Raw genomic sequence first — 5,148 nt, 5'->3', positions numbered from 1 at the left:
TCACGGCGGTGTTCGTGGAGTTCCTGCACGACGCCGCCGGGTTGTACGAGGCGGCGGCGGCCCGCGGTCTGGACGTACCGGGTGACCTGTCGATGCTGGCGCTGGGCGACCCCACCGCGCCGGTGGACCCGCCGGTGGACTTCACCGGGTTCCGGCTGCGCCGCACCGAGATGGGCCGGCAGGCCGTCGACCTGCTCACCGGCATGCTGCACGGCCGGCCCGAGGACACCCGCCGGCTGCTGGACTGCCGGCTCGTCGAGGGCGTCACGCTCGCCGCCCCCGCCCGCTGACCGGGCCCCGTACCCGCGCCTCACCCCTGCCCCACTCCGACCCAGCACCCCAAGGAGTCTCATGCACGCGGACGTCCTCGTCGTCGGCGGCGGCACCGGAGGCGTCGCCGCCGCGCTCGGCGCGCTGCGCGCCGGCCGCTCGGTGATCCTCACCGAGGAGTACGACTGGCTGGGCGGCCAGCTCACCAGCCAGGCCGTGCCCCCCGACGAGCACACCTGGATCGAGCAGTTCGGCGCCACCGCCTCGTACCGGGCGCTGCGCGACGGCATCCGCGACTACTACCGCCGCCACTACCCGCTGACGGCCGCCGCCCGCGCCAAGCCGGACCTCAACCCCGGCGCCGGGCACGTCAGCCGGCTCTGCCACGAGCCGCGGGTGGCGGTCGCGGTGATCGAGGCGCTGCTGGCCCCGTACCGCGGCGCCGGCCGGCTGACCGTGCTGCAGCCCTACGTCCCGGTGGCCGCGGAGACGGACGGCGACCGCGTGACCTCCGTGACGGTGGAGCGCCCCGGCGGCGGCGAGCCGCTGGTGCTCACCGCGCCGTACGTGCTGGACGCCACCGAGACCGGCGAACTGCTGCCGCTGACCGGCACCGAGTACGTCACCGGCTTCGAGTCCGGCGCGGAGACCGGCGAGCCCAGCGCCCCCGACGAGGCGCAGCCGCTCAACATGCAGGCGGTGTCGTACTGCTTCGCCGTCGACCACGTCGACGGCGACCACACCGTCGACCGCCCCGCCTCCTACGGCTTCTGGCGCGACTACGAGCCGGAGTTCTGGGGCGCCCCGCTGCTGTCCTGGCGGGCCCCCCACCCGCGGACGCTGGAGCTGGTCGAGCGCGAGTTCACGCCGAACCCGGGCGACGACCCGCTCGCCGTCGTCGCCGACCAGCGGCGCAGCGGCGGGGACCGGAACCTGTGGACGTTCCGCCGGATCGCCGCCCGCGACCAGTTCGCGCCCGGCGCGTACGCCAGCGATGTCACGCTCGTCAACTGGCCGATGATCGACTACTTCGAGGCCCCGGTCGTCGACGTGCCCGACGCCGCGGCGCGGCTGGCGGAGGCCCGCGGCCTGTCGCTGTCGCTGCTGTACTGGATGCAGACCGAGGCCCCGCGCCCCGACGGCGGCACCGGCTTCCCCGGGCTGCGGCTGCGCGGCGACGTCACCGGCGGCGGCGCGGACGGGCTGGCGATGGCCCCGTACATCCGCGAGTCGCGGCGCATCCGGGCCGAGTACACCGTCGTGGAGCAGGACCTGTCGCTCGACGTCCGCGGCGGCAAGGGCGCGGTGCGCTACGCCGACTCGGCCGGCATCGGCATGTACCGCATCGACCTGCACCCCTCCACCGGCCGCGACACCTACATCGACGTGCCGTCCAGCCCCTTCGAGATCCCGCTCGGCGCGCTGCTCCCGCGGCGTACGGAGAACCTGCTGCCCGCCGGCAAGAACATCGGCACCACCCACATCACCAACGGCTGCTACCGCCTGCACCCCGTCGAGTGGAACATCGGCGAGGCCGCCGGGCTGCTCGCGGCCCACTGCGTCGAGCACGGCCTCACCCCCCGCGCCGTACGCAACACCCCCCGCCTGCTCCAGGACTTCCAGCGCACCCTGACCGCCCACGGCGTCGAGCTGCGCTGGCCCGACATCAGCGGTTACTGACCGAACGGTCGCCGACCGACCCGACACCACAGGAGGCACCCGCATGTCTTCGCCAGCACCGCTCCACCCCCGGCCCGGCAGGGGAACTCCCGTCCGCGGCAAGCCCGTCGCCCTCGCCGCCGCCGGCCTGCTCGCGCTCACCGCGTGCGGCGGCTCCGACGGCGGCTCCGGCTCCGACGGCGGTCCGGTCACGCTGCGCATGACCATCTGGACCGGCAACGAGGAGCACCTGAAGCTCCTGAACGGGATCGCCGCGGACTACCGCGAGCAGAACCCGGAGGTGAAGGAGATCAAGTTCGACACCCTGCCGGTGGAGAGCTACACCACGGCGCTGACCACCCAGATAGCCGGCGGCAAGGCCCCGGACCTGGCCTGGATCTTCGAGAATGCGGCGCCCGACTTCGTCGCCTCCGGCGCGCTCGCCGAGATCGAGGACGACGAGGACGTGCTGCCGTCGGCGAAGAAGCTGTGGCAGCACGAGGGCAAGCTCTACGCCTACCCCTTCTCCACCTCGCCGTTCGGTGTCTTCGTCAACACCGACATGCTGAAGGACGCCGGCCAGCCCGCCCCGGCCGAGCTGATCAAGCAGGGCAAGTGGACCTGGGACGAGGTCGCGAAGACCGGCGGCGCGGTGCGGGACGAGACCGGCGAGGCCGGGATGGTCATCGGCGACTTCGACTACAAGCTGTGGGACAACCTGGCCACCGTCTGGGACGGCTGGGGCGCCGAGCCCTGGAGCGAGGACGGCAAGACCTGCGCTTTCGACGCCCCGGAGATGACCGAGGCGATGACGTTCCTGCACGACGCGATCTTCACCGAAGAGGCCATGCCCGCGCCCGGCACCACCGCGGACTTCTTCTCCGGCGAGGCGGCGATGACCGTCACCCAGATCAGCCGCGCCTCGCTGCTCGACGACAGCTTCGGCTGGGACTTCGTGCCGCTGCCGGAGGGCCCGGCGGGCTCGTACGACGTGGTCGGGCAGGCCGGCCTCGGCGTACTCGGCAACGGCGACCACGTGGAAGAGGCCGTCGACTTCCTCGCGTTCATGACGAACGAGAAGAACTCCGCCGCCCTCGGCCGCTACTTCCCGCAGGCCCGCAGCTCCCAGCTGGACGCGGACACCCTCGCCAAGAGCAACCCGCAGCTCAAGCCAGCGCAGCTCGAAGAGGTCGTCATCGGCGGCATCCAGAACGGCAAGGTGAAGCCGACCCACACCAACCAGGCCGAGCTGTTCGACGCCGTACGCGCCGCGCTCGACCCGCTGTGGAAGCCGGACGCCGACGTGGCGAAGACGCTCCAGGACGTCTGCTCGGCGATCCAGCCGCAACTGGAGAAGTGACGGCGCCGCCATGGCGACCCTGGAACGCGCCCCGGCCAAGGCCGCGGGACCGCGCCCGCGCGGGGACGGCTCCCGGCGGCCCTTCTGGACCGCCCGCCGCCGGGAGACGCTGGCCGGCTACCTGTTCATCGCCCCGCAGCTGCTGGGCAGCGTCCTGTTCGTGCTGATCCCGCTCGGCCTGGTCTTCTGGTACAGCTTCCACGAGTGGAACGTGCTGGCCGGCAGCTTCCACGGGGTGGGCGCGGACAACTACCGGGCGCTGGCCGACGATCCCAAGCTGCCGGGCGTGCTGCGCGCCACCGCCTTCTTCTCCGTCGGCCTGGTGGTGCTGAACCTGAGCCTCGCGCTGGCGCTGGCGGTGCTGCTGAACCAGAAGCTGCGCGGCAGCATCGTCTTCCGCACCCTGTTCTTCTCGCCCGTGGTGGTCTCCCTGGTCGCCTGGACGATCGTGTGGGGCTTCCTGCTGCAGAAGAACGGCGGCATCAACGCCGGGCTCGACCTGGTCGGCGTCGAGGGCCCCAACTGGCTGCGCGGCGAGACCTCGTCGATGATCTCGGTGATCGTGGTGCAGGTCTTCAAGAACGTGGGCCTGAACATGGTCCTGTTCCTGGCCGCGCTGCAGGGCGTGCCGCGGGAGCTGTACGAGGCCGCCACCGTGGACGGCGCCGGGCGCTGGCGGCAGTTCCTGCGGATCACCGTGCCGCTGATCAGCCCGACGATCCTGCTGACCTCGATCATCACGGTGGTCGGCTCGCTCCAGGTGTTCGCGCAGATCGCGGTGCTCACCCAGGGCGGCCCGGGCAACTCCACGACCGTCCTCGTCTACTACCTCTACCAGCAGGCGTTCGAGTTCCACCACTTCGGCTACGGCGCGACGCTCTCCGTACTGCTCTTCCTCATCGTGCTCGTGCTGACCGTCGTGCAGTGGCAGATGCGCAAGAAGTGGGTCTTCCATGAGTCATAAGCTGCCCCGGCGCGCCCGGCTCGTGCTCTACGGGGTGCTGCTGGTGCTCCTCGTCCCGTTCGTCTTCCCGACGTGGTGGATGGTGACCTCGTCGCTGAAGCCGGCGAGCGAGATCTTCGCGTTCCCGCCGTCGCTCTGGCCGGACGACCCCGGATTCGGCGCGTACGAGCGGGTCTTCGACCTCCAGCCGTTCGCGCAGCAGTACTGGAACAGCATGTACATCGCGGTCGTGGTGACGGTCGGCACGCTCGCGGTGTCGTCGATGGCCGGCTACGCCTTCGCGCGCATCCGCTTCCGCGGCCAGAACGCGCTGTTCCTGGTGGTCCTCACCGGCCTGCTGATCCCCAGCGAGGTCACCATCGTGCCGCTGTTCCAGATGTTCAACGACTGGGGGATGACGGACACGCACTGGCCGCTGGTCCTGGTGCCGGTCGTCGGCGCGCCGAGCGTGCTGGCGACGTTCATCATGCGGCAGTTCTTCATCGCGCTGCCGGGCGAGCTGGAGGAGGCGGCGCGGATGGACGGGCTGGGCCGCTTCGCCATCTACTGGCGCATCGCGCTGCCGCTGGCGCGCCCGGCGCTGGCGGCGGTGGGGATCTTCACGTTCCTGCACAGCTGGAACCTGTACCTGGAGCCGATCGTGTACCTCTCCACGCCGGAGAAGTTCACGCTGCCGCAGGCGCTGACGCAGTTCACCGACTCCTACGGCGGCCCGATGTGGGACGTGCAGCTCGCCGCGGCGTCGCTGACCGCGCTGCCGGTGCTGGCCGTGTTCGTCTTCGCGCAGCGCCAGTTCGTGGAGGGCCTCGCGCACACCGGTCTGAAGTGACCGCCTTCCCATCCCGTACGTTCCCTCCTGCCACGGGAGCCGTCATGTCCTCATCCGCCCTGAACC

The 5,148-nt window shown here is 71.4% G+C and carries 5 protein-coding genes; all 5 read left to right on the top strand.

The window, feature by feature from the left end:
- A partial coding sequence (locus H5J30_RS16810; RefSeq protein WP_181788243.1) for a substrate-binding domain-containing protein occupies nucleotides 1-290 on the top strand: 290 nt, incomplete at its 5' end.
- Nucleotides 291-351: 61 nt separating this feature from the next.
- Nucleotides 352-1,950, top strand: coding sequence for an FAD-dependent oxidoreductase (locus H5J30_RS16805; protein ID WP_181788242.1), 1,599 nt, complete (start codon nucleotides 352-354; stop codon nucleotides 1,948-1,950).
- Nucleotides 1,951-1,993: 43 nt separating this feature from the next.
- Nucleotides 1,994-3,289, top strand: coding sequence for an ABC transporter substrate-binding protein (locus H5J30_RS16800; RefSeq protein ID WP_181788241.1), 1,296 nt, complete (start codon nucleotides 1,994-1,996; stop codon nucleotides 3,287-3,289).
- A gap of 10 nt (nucleotides 3,290-3,299) precedes the next feature.
- Nucleotides 3,300-4,253 (top strand): carbohydrate ABC transporter permease, encoded by a 954-nt coding sequence (locus H5J30_RS16795; RefSeq protein ID WP_181788240.1) that lies wholly within the window; start codon nucleotides 3,300-3,302, stop codon nucleotides 4,251-4,253.
- A complete protein-coding gene (locus tag H5J30_RS16790) occupies nucleotides 4,243-5,082 on the top strand; it encodes a carbohydrate ABC transporter permease (protein ID WP_181788239.1) in 840 nt (279 codons plus the stop codon). The genes H5J30_RS16795 and H5J30_RS16790 overlap by 11 nt, the downstream gene beginning before the upstream one ends.
- Nucleotides 5,083-5,148 lie beyond the last annotated feature (66 nt).

Source organism: Streptomyces phytophilus (genome assembly GCF_013870535.1).
Lineage (GTDB): Bacteria > Actinomycetota > Actinomycetes > Streptomycetales > Streptomycetaceae > Streptomyces > Streptomyces phytophilus.
The sequence above is the reverse complement of the archived record's forward strand: the minus strand, read 5'-3'. Positions and strand labels throughout refer to the sequence as shown.